18 protein-coding genes are annotated in these 15002 nt (G+C 70.3%); 8 read left to right on the forward strand and 10 right to left on the reverse strand.

Annotated elements, in window-relative coordinates; all coding sequences use genetic code 11:
• Positions 1-199 precede the first annotated feature (199 nt).
• On the reverse strand, positions 200-688 hold the full coding sequence (locus tag AB0L00_RS45200) for a GNAT family N-acetyltransferase (protein ID WP_364444366.1): 489 nt from the start codon (positions 686-688) through the stop codon (positions 200-202).
• A gap of 106 nt (positions 689-794) precedes the next feature.
• Positions 795-1568 (reverse strand): glucose 1-dehydrogenase, encoded by a 774-nt coding sequence (locus AB0L00_RS45205; protein WP_364444368.1) that lies wholly within the window; start codon positions 1566-1568, stop codon positions 795-797.
• An 87-nt stretch (positions 1569-1655) separates the two neighbouring features.
• Between AB0L00_RS45205 and AB0L00_RS45210 the strand changes: the two genes are divergently transcribed.
• The gene (locus AB0L00_RS45210) at positions 1656-2273 is read left to right on the forward strand and encodes a TetR/AcrR family transcriptional regulator (RefSeq protein WP_364444370.1); all 618 of its coding nucleotides are present in this window, start codon (positions 1656-1658) and stop codon (positions 2271-2273) included.
• Here AB0L00_RS45210 and AB0L00_RS45215 read toward each other — a convergent pair whose 3' ends face one another.
• Positions 2274-3839 (reverse strand): MFS transporter, encoded by a 1566-nt coding sequence (locus tag AB0L00_RS45215; RefSeq protein WP_364444373.1) that lies wholly within the window; start codon positions 3837-3839, stop codon positions 2274-2276.
• A 91-nt stretch (positions 3840-3930) separates the two neighbouring features.
• On the opposite strand from AB0L00_RS45215, the gene AB0L00_RS45220 reads away from it, so the two are divergent.
• Positions 3931-4302: a helix-turn-helix domain-containing protein gene (locus AB0L00_RS45220; protein ID WP_364444376.1), complete on the forward strand. Its 372-nt coding sequence runs from the start codon at positions 3931-3933 to the stop codon at positions 4300-4302.
• Between the two features lie 66 nt (positions 4303-4368).
• On the opposite strand, the gene AB0L00_RS45225 is transcribed toward AB0L00_RS45220, so the two are convergent.
• The 4 genes from AB0L00_RS45225 to AB0L00_RS45240 form a co-directional block, all read right to left on the reverse strand.
• On the reverse strand, positions 4369-4959 hold the full coding sequence (locus AB0L00_RS45225) for a hypothetical protein (RefSeq protein WP_364444379.1): 591 nt from the start codon (positions 4957-4959) through the stop codon (positions 4369-4371).
• A 468-nt stretch (positions 4960-5427) separates the two neighbouring features.
• Positions 5428-5955 carry a GNAT family protein gene (locus AB0L00_RS45230; RefSeq protein WP_364444381.1) on the reverse strand — a complete coding sequence of 176 codons (528 nt, stop codon included), beginning with the start codon at positions 5953-5955 and terminating at the stop codon, positions 5428-5430.
• A gap of 16 nt (positions 5956-5971) precedes the next feature.
• Positions 5972-6751: a methyltransferase domain-containing protein gene (locus AB0L00_RS45235; protein WP_364444384.1), complete on the reverse strand. Its 780-nt coding sequence runs from the start codon at positions 6749-6751 to the stop codon at positions 5972-5974.
• 132 nt (positions 6752-6883) lie between these two features.
• Positions 6884-7354, reverse strand: coding sequence for a hypothetical protein (locus AB0L00_RS45240; RefSeq protein WP_364444386.1), 471 nt, complete (start codon positions 7352-7354; stop codon positions 6884-6886).
• Positions 7355-7637: 283 nt separating this feature from the next.
• On the opposite strand from AB0L00_RS45240, the gene AB0L00_RS45245 reads away from it, so the two are divergent.
• The 4 genes from AB0L00_RS45245 to soxR all read left to right on the forward strand — a co-directional run bounded on the left by AB0L00_RS45245 (position 7638) and on the right by soxR (position 11358).
• Positions 7638-8495: a DUF72 domain-containing protein gene (locus AB0L00_RS45245; protein ID WP_364444387.1), complete on the forward strand. Its 858-nt coding sequence runs from the start codon at positions 7638-7640 to the stop codon at positions 8493-8495.
• Between the two features lie 61 nt (positions 8496-8556).
• A complete protein-coding gene (locus AB0L00_RS45250) occupies positions 8557-9132 on the forward strand; it encodes a phospholipid scramblase-related protein (protein WP_364444390.1) in 576 nt (191 codons plus the stop codon).
• Between the two features lie 298 nt (positions 9133-9430).
• The gene (locus AB0L00_RS45255; protein WP_364444392.1) at positions 9431-10861 is read left to right on the forward strand and encodes an MFS transporter; all 1431 of its coding nucleotides are present in this window, start codon (positions 9431-9433) and stop codon (positions 10859-10861) included.
• 35 nt (positions 10862-10896) lie between these two features.
• A complete protein-coding gene (gene soxR / locus AB0L00_RS45260) occupies positions 10897-11358 on the forward strand; it encodes a redox-sensitive transcriptional activator SoxR (protein ID WP_364444394.1) in 462 nt (153 codons plus the stop codon).
• 48 nt (positions 11359-11406) lie between these two features.
• Here soxR and AB0L00_RS45265 read toward each other — a convergent pair whose 3' ends face one another.
• A complete protein-coding gene (locus tag AB0L00_RS45265) occupies positions 11407-11772 on the reverse strand; it encodes a methyltransferase domain-containing protein (protein WP_364444395.1) in 366 nt (121 codons plus the stop codon).
• 46 nt (positions 11773-11818) lie between these two features.
• On the opposite strand from AB0L00_RS45265, the gene AB0L00_RS45270 reads away from it, so the two are divergent.
• Positions 11819-12214, forward strand: a complete 396-nt coding sequence (locus AB0L00_RS45270) for a MerR family transcriptional regulator (RefSeq protein ID WP_364444398.1) — start codon at positions 11819-11821, stop codon at positions 12212-12214.
• A 6-nt stretch (positions 12215-12220) separates the two neighbouring features.
• Here AB0L00_RS45270 and AB0L00_RS45275 read toward each other — a convergent pair whose 3' ends face one another.
• Positions 12221-13405, reverse strand: a complete 1185-nt coding sequence (locus tag AB0L00_RS45275) for an MFS transporter (protein ID WP_364444400.1) — start codon at positions 13403-13405, stop codon at positions 12221-12223.
• A gap of 79 nt (positions 13406-13484) precedes the next feature.
• Here AB0L00_RS45275 and AB0L00_RS45280 point away from each other — a divergent pair, with 79 nt between their 5' ends.
• Positions 13485-14096, forward strand: coding sequence for a TetR/AcrR family transcriptional regulator (locus AB0L00_RS45280; RefSeq protein WP_364444403.1), 612 nt, complete (start codon positions 13485-13487; stop codon positions 14094-14096).
• Between the two features lie 45 nt (positions 14097-14141).
• Here the strand turns inward: AB0L00_RS45280 and AB0L00_RS45285 are convergent, their stop codons facing one another.
• Entirely contained in the window at positions 14142-14813 is a 672-nt protein-coding gene (locus AB0L00_RS45285; protein WP_364444406.1) for a GntR family transcriptional regulator, read from the reverse strand.
• Between the last annotated feature and the right edge of the window lie 189 nt (positions 14814-15002).

Raw genomic sequence — 15002 nt, forward strand, 5'->3', positions numbered from 1 at the left:
GCACCGTCTGCAGCACCTTCCCCTGCTGCCCGTCCATCAAGTGACCGTCTGAGCGGGCGCCGGTCCGGGCCCTCTCCCGGTTCGAGACACGCCCTAGCGACGGCCGTGCCAGGTGCTCGGCGAGTGGGCGCTCCCGGCGGCGTGGCGCCTCTGCGCCGCGGCTGTAGCGTACGGCATCCCGTTGCCGGCGAAGAGGGTGTCAGATCGCGCGGTACATGATGTGCAGTCCGACATAACCCTTCGCCGGGTGCCGGAAGCCCTCGGGCAATGTGCCCAGTACTTCGAAGCCGAGGGCCCGGTACAGCTTCACCGCACGCACGTTCGTCTCCACGACCGCGTTGAACTGCATCGCGCGGTAGCCTGCCGCACGCGCCCACTCCAACGTGTACTCACACAGCGCGCGTCCCACACCCCGCCCGGCATGCGCAGGATCGACCATGTAGCTCGCACTCGCGATATGCGACGCGTTCCCCAGGTGATTGCGATTCATCTTCGCCGTACCGACGATGGCGCCCGAGTCGTCCACCGCGACGACCGTCCGGTCGGGAGCCGGTAGGAGCCACCAGTCACGCCCCTGGTCCTCGGCGAGATCCGTCGGATAGGTGAAGCTCTCACCTGCGGCGACGATCGAGTGAAAGAAGGGCCAGATGGCAGGCCAGTCGTCCGTGGCGGCTTCCCTGATCAGCATGCGGACAGGATGCCCGCACGGACGCGGCTCCTCCAACGCTTTTCCGCCTGCCGGCGGTCGGAGAGCATGAGGCCGGGCCACGCCGGGAAGCGCCGGCGGCGAGCGCTCACAGGCCGGCGCCGCCGGTCGCGTCGATGACCCGTCCGGTCACCCAGCGCGCGTCGTCCGAGGCGAGGAAGGCCACGATGTCGGCGATGTCGTCGGGCTGACCGACCCGGCCCAGGGCGGCCGGGGACGCGGCGTGCGCCTCGGCCTGTGGGTTGCCGCGAAGCCAGGAGGCGTTGACGTCGGTGTCGACGATTCCGGGCGCCACCGAGTTCGCCGTGATGCCGCGGGGACCGAGCTCCTTGGCGAGGTTGAGGGTGAAGGTGTCGAGCGCGCCCTTGGTGGCGCCGTAGGCGATGATCTCCGGCATGGCGAGGGCGGCCGCGCCGCTGGAGATGTTGATGATCCGGCCGCCGTCGCGCAGGCGGGTCAGTCCCTGCTGCACGATGAAGAACGGCGCGCGCACGTTCACGGCGAACACCTCGTCGAACTCGTCCTCGGTCAGCGCGGCCAGCGGCGCGCTGCGTCCGATGCCGGCGTTGTTGACGATGATGTCGAGTCTGCCGTCGGGCGCGTGGTCCCCGCCCTCGGCGTCGAAGGCGGCCCACAGACGGGCCGCGTCGCCGTGCCGTCCCAGCTCCGCCCGCAGCGCGAAGGCCCGGCCGCCGTCCTTCCGGATGCGCTCGACGGTCTCACTCGCCGCCGTCTCGTCGCGGGCGTAGGCGACGGCGACGGTCGCGCCGTCGCGGGCGAGCCGTTCCGCGATGGCCCGGCCGATGCCCCGGCTGCCTCCGGTCACCAGCGCGACCTTGCCCTCAAGCGCTCGTACCGCCATGGCTGGATACACCCTTCCTTTTTTGAGGGATCACTCAACAAAGAAACCTTAGCACGGCTTGTTGAGTGATCGCTCTAAAATGAGCGCGTGAGTGGAGCAGGCGCGAAGCGCGGACGACCGCCGGCGTTCGACCGTACGGAGGCCCTGGCGGCCGCCACCCGGTTGTTCTGGGAGCACGGCTACGAGGCGACCTCCATCGGCGAGCTGACCAAGGCGATGGGCATGCGACCCGGAAGCCTGTACGCGGCCTTCGGCGATAAGAAGAGCCTGTTCAAGGAGGTGGTGCGGACCTACGGGCGCTCCCCCGTCGGCGCGTTCATGGGCACCGCGCTGGAAGAGGAGCCCACGGCGCGTGGGGCGTTCCGCCGCATCCTGCGCGAGGCGGCGGCCGTCTATCCCGATCCGTCGCACCCGGCCGGCTGCCTGACCATCAGCGCCGCGACCAACGTCACCGTCCAGGACGCGGAGGTGGCGGCGTTCCTGCGGGACCTGCGCAACGCGAACCTGGCCACCTTCGAAGCTCGCCTCAGAACCGCACAGCGCGACGGCGAACTGTCCGCCGTGGCCGATCCGCGCGCCCTCGCGGCGTACTTCGCCGCGGTCATCCAGGGCATGTCGCAACGCGCCCGGGACGGCGCCACGGCGGCGGAGCTCACCGAGACCGCCGAACTGGCACTGGCGGCGTGGCCTCGGGCGGAGGACTGATCACCGTCCTGCCTCGACACGGGTGGTCGGACGCAGCAGCGCCACGGCAAGGAACGAGGTCAGGCCCAGGATCACGGCCGCGGTGGCGGCGACGGTCGTGAAACCCTGACCATAGGCGTCGCGCGCGGCGCGGCGCAGGACCTCCCCTGTCGTGGCGTCCAGCCGGCCGGCGACCTCGACCGCGGCCCCGATCGACTCACGGGCCGTACGCTGCTCGCCCGTGGACAGTCCGGGGACCGGTGGCAGCACGGTCCGATACGTCGCGGCCAGGACGGTTCCGAGAACGGCGACTCCCATGCCCGCTCCCAACTCGAACGAGGTCTCCTGGATGGCGGCCGCCTCACCGGCGCGTCGTGGGTCCGCGGCGGCCGTGATCAGGTCCGCGCCGAGCGTCATGATGACCCCCGCACCCGTGCCCGCCGCGATCATGGTGACCATGACCGCGCCGTACGCCGCCGGTCCCGAGCCCGCCAGGAGGGCCAACGTCGCGAGCGCGGCCGCGAACAGGGCGAGCGCGCCGGAGACGGCCCACCGGGCGCCGACACGACGCGCGGCCCAGGGCGCCAGCACGGCGCCCACCGCGTTGGATCCGGCCAGCGGCACCAGCGCGAGACCGGCCCTCAGCGGCGAGTAGCCGCCCACCCACTGCAACCACTGGGTGAAGAAGAACAACATGGCGGTGTAGCCGCCGAAACAGCTGATCACGCAGATGGTGGCGGCGGCGACACGCCGGTCGGACAGCAGCGAGAGATCCAGTAGCGGCTGGGCCAGCCGCCGCTGCCGCACGACGAACGTCGTCAGCAGCGACACCCCGGCGGCTCCGATGACCGCGACACCCACGCCGACTCGCAGATGCTCGCCGACCTGCTTCAGCGCGTACACCACCCCGGCCAGGCCGGCGACCGACAGCGCGACGCTGGACAGGTCCCAGCGGCGTGGCGCGGGATCCCTCGACTCCGGCAGGACGAGCGCCCCCACGATGATGATGACCACGACGATCGGGACGTTCACCAGGAAGACCGCGCCCCACCACCATCGCTCGACCAGCGCCCCGCCCAGCAGCGGCCCGACGGTCGCGCCGACGCTGTGCGCGGAGGTCCAGATCCCGATCGCGAGCGTCCGTTCACGGTCATCGGAGAAGACGACCCTGATGACGGCCACGGTGGAAGCCATGATCATCGCTGCCCCCACGCCGAGGAGCGCCCGCGCGAGAATCAGCTCGACGGCGGTCGTGGAGAAGGCGGCGGTGGCCGATGCCATGCCGAACAGCGCGAATCCGCCCAGCAGCAGGCGTCTGCGACCGATGCGGTCCCCCAACGTGCCGCAGGTCACCAGGAGCGCCGCCACCGTCAGCGAGTAGACGTCGACGATCCATAGGAGTTGCACGCCGCTGGGATGCACATGCCGTGTCATCTCCGGCACGCTCACGTGCAGCACGGTCAGGTCGATCCCGCACAGCAGCAGGCTCGTGCAGGCCACCGCCAGGATCATCCAGCGCCGCCGATGCGCGATGGCCGCACCGTCGCTCCCGCTCGACGCGGTTCCCAGCACCCCGTTCAGGCTCATGGCAGCACTATGGGTGTCTAGTGCGTCGGCGGAAAAGTACGGTCTTTTCTGTGACGTAGTGTCGTTCTGTATACCAATGGAGGGTGTGGCGATGCGCGGCGACATCGACGCGACCGCGGACCACTGCGCGGTCGAGATAGCGATGGAGGTTCTCGGTGGCCGGTGGAAGCTGGCGATCCTCAAGCAGCTCATGGGCGGCACTCATCGCTTCGGTGAGCTGAAGCGCGCCATGCCCGGGATCACCCAGCGGATGCTCACCCGCCAGCTCCGGGAGTTGGAGGCCGACGGGCTGCTCATACGCACGGTGTACCGCGAGGTGCCGCCGAAGGTGGAGTACACGCTGACCGACACCGGCCGAAGCCTGGAGGAGATCACGAACACCCTGGACCGGTGGGGACGCTGGTATCGGGACACCGCGCGGCGGCCGACCTCGGCGGCCACCGACAAGGTCGACGAAGCGTAACCTGTCGGCGGCCGCCGAACACGAAGCCCGCCGTGCCGTACCTGGCTGAGTGCGGCGGGTGGCCGGTCAGGCGGCGGGAGTCGGTTTGACGTAGGTCACCGCGACGTTGAGGTAGGTCGCGAGGCCATAGTCGTGGCCGCGGATGGCGAGCAGGTTGCAGCAGTCCAGGTAATTGGCCGGAACGACGACGTTGATGGCGCCGGCGTTGCAGTTGCCGCTCTTGACGGTCTGGAGGAGATGACCGTTGAGATAAACGCTCGCGTCGTTGTCCACGGTTCCCTGGATGCGGACCTGTTGGGCGTCCCGCGGGATGTGCACCCAGTGGCGTACGAGGATGTCCGTGTTGACGGCCCAGTGGGTCTTGACGTCCGTCGGGTTGTTCCACTTGCACGTGCCGTTGACGGTCCCGAAGCCCTCCTGGCCGGAGGGCCAGCCGCTGTCGTCGAAGCTCCGGTCGGCGAAGAGGGGCTGGTTCGCCGCCGGGGGCACCTGCAGGTACGTCCAGTCGGTGCTGTTGTAGCCGAGCGCGGTGACCGTGGTCTGCCGCTTCGCGACCGGGGAGGCGGACGCGGGAGCCGTGGCGGCCAGGGTCATGGCGGCCAGCAGCGAGCCGGCCGCAAGGCCCACGGGCAGAAAGCGCAAGGACTTCGTCGACATGACAGCCTTCCGTCGATTATGCGGAAACGTCGTGATCCGGCCGGTGTCTCCAGGCCGACGGTCATTCCTGCATGGGTGACGTCGGCGGTCCGGCCGGCATGAATCGAGGAGAGCGAATCATGTCGGCGACGGCGGCGAACGGATCCGCCGTCGCGATTGGCCGATCTTTGCGCGGAGGAGGGTCCGCGCTGGAGGTCGATTCATCGCGTCCCCACGGAACACCCGGTCGGAGCGGCCGCCATGCCGAGCGGTAACCTGCGCGCCTGATCAAAGGAGGTCGTCTTCCTCACCGACGCGGTCGGCTGCGAAGTGTTCGTCCGGCCTGCCGTGCCCGGCGGACGGTACTGGGACGAGAGGGCTCCGGCTCGTCGCTTCATCGCGGCGCACCACGACGTGGACCGCGTCGACTGACTCGCGGAGATTCGGCGGTGGACCGGCGAAGTGGCGGTGAGGGCCTGACGACAGGCGTCAGGCGACGATGGCCCAGACCTGGACGTCGCGGTGCTCTCCCTCGAGGTGGAAGGCCTTCCGGTGGGTGCCCTCGAGGGTGAAGCCGAGGCGGCGGGCGACGGCGATGCTGGCCTCGTTGCGGGGGTCGCACCGCCACTCGACGCGGACCATCCCGCGCACGTCGACCGCCCAGTCGATGAGCACGCGGCAGGCGCGGGTGATCAGGCCCCGGCCACGCACCTCCGGCTCCAGCCAGACGCCGATCTCGCAGACGCGCTGTGCCGCGTCGAAGGCGCGGTAGATGACACCACCCCGCAGCACGCCTGCCACGTAGACGCCGAAGATCCGTCCAGCGTCGGCGGCCTGACGATCGGCGTAGACCTGCAGGTGGGCGCGGGCCGACTCCTCGTCCACGACGGTGTAGGCGAATGGGATCCACGGCTTGAGCGCGTCGCGAACCCGATGGACGTGCGCGGCGAACTCGGCCGCCTGCCACGGCTCCAGCGGGCGTAGCTCCGCGTCCTCTCCCAGCGCTCGGCTGAACATCGAACGGACGGCCGGGTCAGGCCGGGGTGGCGCGGATGAGGACCAGTGATCCGTCGAGGTACGGCTGCCGGCGCAGGGCGCCGTGGCGCTCGTCCCAGGCCCCGGACTCCAGGTCGTTCCGGAGGCGCTCCACGTACTGCTCGCCCAGCGCCGGCTCGACGAAGCTCCACGCCGAGCAGGCCTGCCGCGCCCCGGGATCGAGCAGGCGTTCCGGGCGCGCGTAGTACGCCTCGTTGAAACCGTCGGTGCAGTCGGCCGGGATGGGCACCGGGCGCACCGACGCCTCGCCGCCCAGCACCTCGGTGATCTCACCGACCGGCGGGTACCGCCGGGCCTCGGTGTCCAGGACGAGCGGCGCGTACTCATACAGCCAGAAGTCGCGGACCCGGTCCGGGTCGCAGGTGAGGATGACGACGGGCCCGCGCGCGACGCGCCGCATCTCCCGCAGACCGGCCTTCAGGTCGCTCCACTGGTGCACACTGAACGTGGTCATCGCGGCGTCGAAGCCGTCATCGGGGAACGGCAGGTCCTCCGCCATGGCGTCCACGGCGGACGGCAGGTGGACGGGCCGCTGGGCGCGCATGGACGCCGACGGCTCGACCGCGGTGACGCTCGGAGCCACGGACTCGTACGACCCGGCGCCCGCGCCCACGTTGATCACCGTTCGCGCGTCGCCGAGCGCGTCGGCGATGAACCGCGCGATCCGGTCGTCGGGCCTGCGGTAGTCGGTGTAGCCCGCCCCGATCGTGCCGTAGTCCGCGTCCCCGGCGCTGCCGTCCGTTCTCCGTGTGCTCATGATGCCTAAGGTTTCCAGACGGACGGCCGCTCCGGAAACGCCCTTTCTCGATCACCCGATCGACACCCCCGCCATGCCTGATGTGCCGGCAGGCGGGAGAGGCCCCGCCCGCCGGCACGGCGGTGCGACCGATCAGTAGTAGATGCAGGGCTTGCGCGGTGTCACCTTGGGGCCCGGCCAGTAGCCGTTGATGGTGACGGAGCCGACGACCCCGCACCATTTCTGCTTGCCCTTCTTGTTGTTGACCTTGTATACGATGTCGCACCAGTTCCTGTTCAGGTTGCAGGCCCGCCCCTTGGATTTCGTGATCTGCCCATTCATCGAGCCGTTGACCCAGACCGTCAGGGCATGGATGTGCTTGCATTCCACATAGGCGCGGAATCTTATCTTCGAGCCGGCGGTGACGCTCGCGTACGTTCGGCAGCGATCGGTCTTGTACCCGGTGTACTTCTGCGGAGGCTTGAACCAGGGACCCCAGGAGTCCTTGCTGGGCAGACTGGCCGAATGCACCGCACCGGTGTTCTCGGCGGCCGACGCCGTCGAGGCGAACGCCGTCATCAGTGTGAGCGACATCGCCCCGATCACAAGCGACTTACCGAACATTGGAGATTCTCCTTTCCGCCGCCGACCGAGCCAATCGGCCGAACGGCGATGAGCCACGCGCGCCATCCGAGGAAACGGCGAACTAGGAGCACTCTTCAGGCGTCGTGATCGGCGCTCAAGCTGATTCGGACTCCCCCGAATAAGGACGATCCCGCAGGAGCCTCGCGCGAAGCCCCACCCAGGACTCGCGGGCGGATACCGCAGGCGATGAGCCTCGGTCCGCGGCCGGCCTCGGAGGCGGGCCGGGCGCCGTCGCGCACCGGGTTTGGGTAACGTCACGTGCGTGCGGCTTCACGTGGGATGCGCGATGTGGACCCATGCGCCATGGCAAAAGCGTTTCCTGCCCCACCCGCTTGCTCCTCAGGAGCGGCTGCGGGCGTACGCGACGTGGTGCAACGCGGTCGAGGGGAACACCACCTTCTACGCCGTTCCGGCACGGGACACGGTCGAGACCTGGGCACTGAAGACCGACCCGGAATTCCGCTTCGTCCTGAAGCTGCCCAAGTCCATCACCCATGAGCGCCGCCTCGGAGACGTCGGCGCGGAGGTGCGCACCTTCCTGGACGCGATCGAGCCACTCGGGCCGCGCGCCCATGCGCTGTGGATCCAGCTTCCGGCGGCGTTCGCGCCGGCCGACGTCGAGGTCCTGGCGGGTTTCCTGCGCCGGCTCCCGCCCTCCTACCGGTACGCCGTCGAGGTCCGTCACCGGGCGTTCTTCGAGGACGGGCGATCGGCGCGGCTCCTGGAAAGGGCGCTCGCGAGCGTCGGGGCGGAGTGGATCCCGTTCGACACCACGACGCTGTTCCAGAGCCCGCCCACGACCGACATGGAACGGGACGCGTGGACGAAGAAACCGCGGGTGGCGCGGCGGACCGTCGCCCTCACCGACCGGCCGATCGTCCGTTACCTGGGCCGGGACTCCACGGACGAGACCATCGAGGGCTGGCGGGGATGGGTCGGCCGGGTCGCCGAGTGGCTACGGGAAGGTCGTTCGCCGACGGTCTTCATCCACACGCCGGACAACGCGGACGCGCTGCTGCTCGCCCGCCGGTTCCACGACGACGTACGGGCCCGGCTGCCGGAGGTCGAGCCGCTGCCGGAGCCGGCCCGGGCGCCCGCCGAACCGCCGACCCTTTTCTGACAGGCGGCCTGGCCATCGGTACGAAACGCAATTACAGAAGGCATACTCAGTGAGTGTGGACGTGCTCTTCGATTCCCCCGTCGTGCGGGTGCGACAACCCGGCAAGATTCTCCCCACCCAGGCGAAGTACGAGATTCTCGACGACAAGCGAAAGCGCCTGGCGTTCGCCGAGGAGACCGACCGGCGCACGCGTGTGCAAATGCTGAAGGCGACCCTGCCCACCGCGCCGCCGCCGGACGCCCGGATCCTCACGGTCACGGGCACCGACGATCAGGCGATCCTGGTGCTGACCCGGCATCCGGATGGGCGGCTCGCCGAGGTCCACCGGCCGGACGGCGGTCTGGTCGGCCGGATGCGCGCGACCGGGACGACCCGTCACTACTCGCTCACCGACGACCAGGGCCAGGTCGTGGCGACCGTCGTCGGCGAGCTGTCGCTCAAGCATTTCCAGGTGACCACGCCCCCCAAGAACCGGATCGCGCGCATCAGCAAGACCTGGGCGGGGCCGGTCAAGGAATGGCTCACCCCGTCCGACCACTACAAGGTCGAGTTCACCGGCCCGGCACCCGAGCCGGCCCGCACCCTGATCGTCATGCTGGCGATCGTGCTCGACCTGTCCTTGTACGGTCCGATGTGAGCCTCAGCGGACCGAGGCGGCCGCGAGGACGATGGGCACGGCGAGGAACAGCCGGTCCGCAACCGCGCAGCCGGCCTGCTCCGGTCTGCTTCCAGGGGACCGCTCCGGCTCTGACTGCCGCAACGACCTCGCACCGGCATGCCTCTACCAGCACATTTGACCTTAACTGCGGTTGAGCTGGTGGGCTGTTCGCCGTCCGCCTCAGGATCGGAGAAAGCGAACAGCAATGGCGAACGACACGAACAGCACGGTCACGGAGAGCCCTCCGCAATCGGCCCCGGCGGATCGGCCGTCTTCGTTGACGCTTCCGGTGGTCCTGGCCGGCGTCGTCCTGGTGGCGATGTCGATCTCGGGGACCGCGGTGGCGCTGCCGAGCATCGGTCGTGATCTCGATGCCTCCGGGTCCCCGTTGAACTGGGTCGTCGCCGGCTACAACCTGGCCTTCGCGGCCATGACGCTCATCGCGGGATCGACCGCCGACCGGATCGGCCGCCGGCGGGTGTTCGTCGTCTCCGCGCTGATCTTCGCGGCCGGATTTCTCGGGACGGCGCTGAGCCCGGCGTTCCTCGTCACCGACATCGCCCGCATCGTCTCCGGTGTCGGCGGCGCCGGGATCATGGCGGCCGGCGGCGCGATCCTGGCGTCCGGTTACGACGGCGCGGCCCGCAACCGCGCCTTCGCGCTGATGGGCAGCATGGCCGGGGTCGGGATCGCCGTCGGTCCCACGTTGTCGGGCCTGCTGATCAGCACGGCTGGATGGCGGGGGAGCTTCGCGGTCTTCACCGTGGTCGGCCTGCTGGTCGCTGCGGGCGGGACCCGTACCCGCGAGTCCCGAGCGGCTGGTGTGGACCGAATCGACTGGGCGGGCAGTGTCTTGTTCGTCGCGGCACTGGCACTGCTGATGTTCGCGCTCCTGGAGGCGCCCGCGCTCGGCTGGTCGCACCCGGTCGTCCTGTTCACCGGGATCGCCGGTCTGGTCGTTCTGGGCATCTTCGGCGTCCTTCAGCGGCGCAGCGCCGCTCCGGTGCTGGCGCCCGCCCTGGTCGCCAATCGTGGATTCCTGGGTTGGAGTCTGGCGACACTGACCACCTCCATCGGGTTCCTCGGCGTCCTGGTCTTCCTGCCGACGTACCTGCAGGCGGCGGACGGTCTCTCCCCTGCGGCGGCGGGGGTGACGATGCTGCTGCTGACCGCGCCCGTGCTTGTCATGCCCATGGTCGCCGCGGCTCTGGTGAACAAGGGTGTTCCGGCCCGTCTGCTGATCATGATCGCCCTGGTGCTGGTCGCGGCCGGGAACCTGTGGCTGGTGAGGTTGACCGCCGACGACACGGTCGTTGCCGTCGCGGCGCCGCTGGTAATGATCGGCGTCGGCATGGGAGCGTCCTTCGGCATCACCGACGGGCAGGCCATGGCCCTGGTCGATGCCGACGCCGTCGGCATGGCGGCGGGCTTCCTCAACACCCTGCGGGGAGCGGCCGAGGCTCTCGTGATCGCCGCCTACAGCGCCTCCCTCGCCGGCCTCCTCGCGGCCAGGCTCGGTGACACCACCCGCGCCGCCGCAGTCGGCGCCGGACGCCTCACCGATGGAGCCGAAAGCGTGGAGCTGGACGCCTTCACCTGGTCCTGGCAGGTGACCCAGCTCGGTGTCGGCCTGCTCTGTCTCGTCCTATCGATCACCGTTGCCGTCCTGATTCACAGCCGCGCCGCGACCTCCCGCCGCACCACCTGACCACCAGTGCCCTGAATCAAGCGAGGAGCAGCGTCGTGCACGCCAGTCCGGACGACGAACTTCCGATCGGTGAGGTCATCCGCCGGACTGGCGTGCCCGCCTCCGCACTCCACTTCTACGAACGCAAGGGCCTGATCTTCAGCGAACGCACCAGCGGCAATCAGCGAATCTTCTCCCGGCACATGCTCCGCCGGATCTCCTTGATCATCGTGGCCAAACGCCTCCACATCCCGCTGTCGGACGTCGCCGAGGTCTTCGCCGGCCTCCCCACCGATCGCGCGCCCACCCACAAGGACTGGCAGCGGGTCTCCCGGCGCTGGAAGAAACAACTGGAGGAGCGCCGTCGCGTCATCGAAAGCCTCGAACACGAGCTCACCGGCTGCATCGGCTGCGGCTGCCTGTCGATGAAGGCATGCCTGCTTCTCAACCCCGACGACGCCCTCCGGGGCCGCGGCCCCGGACCGGTGCGGATCCGACGACCCAGCGCCGATCTCTGACCAGAGCCTCGATCACCCTGGGCGCACCGCGTTAAGCAGATGTGAGCCTCAGCGCGCCGACGCCGCCGCGACGAAGATGGGGACGGCGAGGAACAGCCGGTCCGCCGCCGCGCGACCGGCCTGCTCCGCGTACCAGGCGTCGGCCTGCTCGCCGGTGACGACTCCGGCGGCGCCGGCCGCCCGGGCGGCGAGCATCCGCTCGCTCACGTCGACGCCGATCGCGTCCGCCCCGCGCTCGCGCAACTCCGCGACGGCACGGCCCGCGCCGCACCCCACGTCGACCACGGAGGCGCCCGGGTCCAGGTCGAGCAGCTCGTACGAGCGGGTCCGCAGGTCGGCGGCGCCGGGCAGGGCGTCGGCGGTGTCGAGGGCGCGGATGAGGGCGTCGATGTCATCGATCTGATTCGTGGACATGCGCGCCATGCTGCGACTTAATGTCGACATGAAGTCAAGTGGCACGATGAGCATCGGTGAGCTCGCCGAACGCTTCGGCCTGGCGACGCACGTCCTGCGGCACTGGGAGTCGATGGGCCTGCTCGAACCCGCTCGGGCGGCGGGCGGGCGCCGCCGCTACACGACGGACGACCTGTACCGGGTCGCGATCATCCTGCGCGCCAAGGAGGCGGGGCTGGGCCTAGAGGACATCCGCCGGATGCTGGCCGTGCGGCGACCGGCCGAACGACGGGCGATCCTGGAGGGACACCGGCGTGAGCTGGCCGAGCGCATCGCCCGGGAGCGGGCGTCCCTGCGGATGATCGAGGCGGCCCTCGACTGCGACCACGAGGACTTCACCCACTGCCCCCATTTCCAGGCGGTCCTGACCGAACGGCTCGCCCCGACCCGGCGCCGGCGTTGAGGGAGATCAGGCCCGCGACGCGTCTTCTCGTGCCGAAGACGCTTCTCGGGACGAGCGCGACCTCGTTCCCGTCACGGTGAGGGCGAACGCGAGCGCGGCCGCACCGGCGCCGACCGCGAAGGCCGGGCGGAAACCCGCGTGCCCCGCGATCAGTCCGCCCACGGGTCCGGCGGCGAGGATGCCGAGGTCCCAGAACGAGGTCATGGCCCCGACCGCCGCTCCGGGCGTCAGCGCCCCGGCCCGATGCAGCGTCAGCTTCGTCGTCGCGGGATAGATCAGCCCGAGGCCGACGCCGGTGACGGCCACGGCGAGCAGCGCGACGATCTCCGATGCGGCATTGGCGAGCAGGACCAGGCCGCCCGCCTCGACCAGCAGCACACAGCGTGCGGCGGCCAGCCCCCCGTACCGGTCGATCAGCGGGCTGCCGACCGCACGCGTCAGGAGGAACGAGACGGAGAACACCGCCAGACCGGCTTCCCTGCCACCGACGCCGGGAGTGGCCAGGAACAGTACGAGCAGCGCCGTGAGAGTGCCGTATCCGTACGCGGCGAGCCCGAGCATCGCGCCGGGTCCGCCGACGCCGGCCGGGATGAGGTCGCGCCGCCCGCGGATGGACAGGGGCGCCTTGGGGCCGGACGGGCGGCGCGTCGAGGCGACCAGCAGGGTCGAGACGATCGGCAACGCGACCACGGCCGACCACACTGCGGCCGTCCCACCGGCCGACGCCGCGGCGGCGGCCAGCAGAGGGCCGGCCGAAAGGCCGCCCCACATGGACAGACCGAACCAGCCGGCGATCCGCGCACGGCGCGAGGCGTCGACCCCGGTCAGGACCCAGGGCAGGCAACCGGAGAACAGCGCCGCCTCGCCGACGCCCATCACCAGGCGTGCCAGCAGAAGTGTCCCGACGTCGGGCGCTAGCAGGTGTCCCACTCCGGCGACCGTGGTCAGCACACCGCCCGCCATCACGATCGGGCGGGACCGGCCGGAGTCGGCCGCGCGCCCCGCGAACGGCCGGGCGACGGCCGTCCCAGCGAAGGCGAGCCCGACGACGATGCCCACGGTGAACGCAGGCTGGTGGAAGCGATCGGACACATAGATCGGCAGCTCTTGGAGGGTGGCGCCGAGCGCGAGGTAGCCGCAGAGGACGGCCAGCCAGAGTCGCGCGACCGGCACCCGATCGCCATTTGTCACGACGCGACAGTACCGATCAGTACTGTGACAGTACAAGTCGGTATTGTCAGTCGCGCGGGCGGCTACGCTCGGGAACGTGATGACCGAAACGCTCAGCCCTTCGCAGCAGGCCACACGCGCCAAGATCCTCGATACGGCGGCACGGCTCTTCTACGAGCGGGGGGTTCACGCGGTGGGCGTCAACGAGATCGCCGCCGAGGCGAAGGCGTCCAAGCTCAGTCTCTACCGCTACTTCCCGTCCAAGGAGCGGCTCGTCGCGGCGATGCTCACCGAGCACAGCGACCGGATCCACGATTGGCTCGTCCGCAAGACCGCCGACGCCCCGGCCGGGCCGGAGCGCGTCCTCTCGGTGTTCGATCTGCTGATCGACTGGTTCGCCCAGCCCGGTTACCACGGCTGCACGGTCGTGAACACCGTCACCGACACCCGCGCCGATCCTGCCATCGCCGCCATCGCCCGTCGTCACCTGGCGCGGTACCGGCGGCTGCTCGAATCCCGGATCCAGGAGGCCGGCCTCACCGACGCGCCGCGGTTGGCGAGGCAGTTGCTGCTGCTCATCGAGGGCGCGAGCGTGGTCGTCTCGATCGACGATACGACGGACGCCGGCGCCGACGCACGCGCCGCCGCGGACCGGCTCCTGGCAGCCGCGCGCCCGCAGGGCGGACACTCGACCGCGCGATCACCCGGGTGACCACATCCGGCGTTCCCGCCCCCGGCGGCTGACCGCGATGCTCCGTCAGTCTCCGGTGGCCTTGGCGGAGCCGGCCCAGATGCCGCGGACGTGCCGCAGGTGGTGGCGCATCAGTTTCTCGGCGCCCTCGACGTCGCCACGGGCGATGACGTCGAGCAGGGTCAGGTGCTCCCGTGCCGAGGGCAGCAGTTCGCCGCGCTCGGCGAGCTTCGGCACTCCGTACAGCCGGGAGCGGTGCCGCAGCTCGCGCACCACCTCGACGAGCTGGGCGTTGCCGGCCAGGGCCAGCAGCTCCAGGTGGAAGGTCTGGTCGGCCTCGATGTAGGCGAGGATGTCGCGGCGTTCGGCGGCGTCCACGATGGCCTGCGCCATCGGCCGCAGCCTCTCGACCCCGCCGGGCGAGGCCGCGACCCGGCCGACGGTCGGCACCTCGATGAGCGCGCGGACTTCGGTGATGTCGTCGAGGTCCCGGTCGGACAGCTCGGTGACCCGGAAGCCCTTGTTCCGGACGACGGTGACCAGGCCCTCCTTGACCAGGTCCAGCATCGCCTCACGGACAGGGGTGGGCGAGACGCCGAACCGCTCGGCCAGCGCGGGCGCGGAGTAGATGACGCCGGGCCGCATCTCCCCGGCGACGAGCGAGGCACGCAGCGCCTGCGCGATCTGGTCGCGAACGTTCTGCCGCGCCCCCAGCGACGGCAGATTCAGCTCACTCATGCCCCATCCTTCCTGAGCGCAGCCACGGTGACGATCCTCCCAGGGCGGTGCCGCGACCTGTGCCCGGCCCTCCGGCGCGCCCCGGCGTCGTGGGCGGTCCGCCCTGGGAGGATCGTCACCGTGGCTGCGCTCAGGAAGGATGGGGCCTGAGTGAGCTGAATCTGCCGTCGCTGGGGGCGCGGCAGAACG

It is taken from the genome of Actinoallomurus sp. NPDC052308, from assembly GCF_040679195.1.
Lineage (GTDB): Bacteria > Actinomycetota > Actinomycetes > Streptosporangiales > Streptosporangiaceae > Actinoallomurus > Actinoallomurus liliacearum.

What these genes read in the sequence shown, in the direction of transcription:
- AB0L00_RS45200 (WP_364444366.1), bottom strand. Translation starts at nt 688, where the DNA reads ATGCTGATCAGGGAAGCCGCCACGGACGACTGGCCTGCCATCTGGCCC.
- AB0L00_RS45205 (WP_364444368.1), bottom strand. Translation starts at nt 1,568, where the DNA reads ATGGCGGTACGAGCGCTTGAGGGCAAGGTCGCGCTGGTGACCGGAGGC.
- AB0L00_RS45215 (WP_364444373.1), bottom strand. Translation starts at nt 3,839, where the DNA reads ATGAGCCTGAACGGGGTGCTGGGAACCGCGTCGAGCGGGAGCGACGGT.
- AB0L00_RS45220 (WP_364444376.1), top strand. Translation starts at nt 3,931, where the DNA reads ATGCGCGGCGACATCGACGCGACCGCGGACCACTGCGCGGTCGAGATA.
- AB0L00_RS45225 (WP_364444379.1), bottom strand. Translation starts at nt 4,959, where the DNA reads ATGTCGACGAAGTCCTTGCGCTTTCTGCCCGTGGGCCTTGCGGCCGGC.
- AB0L00_RS45230 (WP_364444381.1), bottom strand. Translation starts at nt 5,955, where the DNA reads ATGTTCAGCCGAGCGCTGGGAGAGGACGCGGAGCTACGCCCGCTGGAG.
- AB0L00_RS45235 (WP_364444384.1), bottom strand. Translation starts at nt 6,751, where the DNA reads ATGAGCACACGGAGAACGGACGGCAGCGCCGGGGACGCGGACTACGGC.
- AB0L00_RS45240 (WP_364444386.1), bottom strand. Translation starts at nt 7,354, where the DNA reads ATGTTCGGTAAGTCGCTTGTGATCGGGGCGATGTCGCTCACACTGATG.
- AB0L00_RS45265 (WP_364444395.1), bottom strand. Translation starts at nt 11,772, where the DNA reads ATGTCCACGAATCAGATCGATGACATCGACGCCCTCATCCGCGCCCTC.
- AB0L00_RS45270 (WP_364444398.1), top strand. Translation starts at nt 11,819, where the DNA reads ATGAGCATCGGTGAGCTCGCCGAACGCTTCGGCCTGGCGACGCACGTC.
- AB0L00_RS45280 (WP_364444403.1), top strand. Translation starts at nt 13,485, where the DNA reads ATGACCGAAACGCTCAGCCCTTCGCAGCAGGCCACACGCGCCAAGATC.
- AB0L00_RS45285 (WP_364444406.1), bottom strand. Translation starts at nt 14,813, where the DNA reads ATGAGTGAGCTGAATCTGCCGTCGCTGGGGGCGCGGCAGAACGTTCGC.